A 1,106-nucleotide genomic window follows, 5' to 3' on the forward strand; every position below is an offset into this window, starting at 1 on the left:
CGACATGGGCGCGCAGGGCTTGCCTACAACAATTCTGGCCACGGTTTTCCTCGTCTCGCTGGGCATAACCGCCCTGCTGGTGCTCACCGCCCGGCACCATCTCGCCTTCACAAGCCGCCATGGCGACAGCAATGCCGTGCAGGCCGCCCATCACCGCCCAACCCCCAGGATCGGCGGCGTCGCCATCTTCGGCGCCATCTGCATCGGCTTCGTCCTCTGGTTCGGCTCGATCAGCGCCCATACCCTGATGCTGTTCGCCGTCTCGGTCATCCCCGTCTTCGTCGTCGGCCTCTTCGAGGATATCGGCATCCATATGCGGCCCCGCAACCGACTGCTGGCCGCCGCCGCCTCCAGCGTGCTGGCCATCGCGCTGATGGGGCTGCACCTACCGCGCCTCGACCTGCCCGGGCTCGACGCGGCCCTGGCCATTCCGGCCGTGGCCATGCTGTTCACAGTCTTTGCGGCCACCGGGGTGTGCCATGCCATGAACCTCATCGACGGCCTCAACGGGCTGGCCGGCAGCGTCGCGGTGATCATCGCCGGGGCGCTCTCGGCCATCGCGTTCACCGCCGGCGATCCGGTGATGGGGGTGGCGGCCTTGTGCATCCTGCCGGCGCTTCTGGGCTTTCTCGCCTTCAACTTCCCCCGCGGGACGATCTTTCTCGGCGATGCCGGCGCCTACAGCATCGGCCATGTGCTGGCCTGGCTGGGCATCATCATCGTGTGGCGCAATCCCGACGTCTCGCCCTGGGCGGTGCTGCTGGTGTTCTTCTGGCCGGTCTGCGACACCCTGTTCGCCATCTATCGGCGCAAGCGGCTGGGCAAGCCCACCGACCAGCCCGACCGCATGCATTTCCACCAGATCGTCATGCGCTTCATCGAGATCACCTTTGTGGGCAAGAACCGGCGCCAGTTCGCCAATCCCCTCGCCACGGCGCTGATCCTCCCCATGGCCGGCCTGCCCGCCTTCGCTGCCGTGCTGGTCTGGGACGACACTGCGCTGGCCGCCCTGCTGGTGCTGGTCTTTGCCGTGCTGTTCATCGCCAGCTATGTCGGCAGCGTACGGTTCCTGCGCCGCTCGCGCGCCATCTTCCCCTATCGAAGGG

At 67.1% G+C, this 1,106-nt stretch carries 1 protein-coding gene; it reads left to right on the top strand.

Going from position 1 to position 1,106, the window contains the following annotated elements:
- Positions 1-19: 19 nt before the first annotated feature.
- A partial coding sequence (locus tag DVH29_RS16090; protein WP_158541714.1) for a glycosyltransferase family 4 protein occupies positions 20-1,106 on the top strand: 1,087 nt, incomplete at its 3' end.

The sequence above is a fragment of the Pelagibacterium lacus genome, assembly GCF_003345525.1.
Classification (GTDB): domain Bacteria; phylum Pseudomonadota; class Alphaproteobacteria; order Rhizobiales; family Devosiaceae; genus Pelagibacterium; species Pelagibacterium lacus.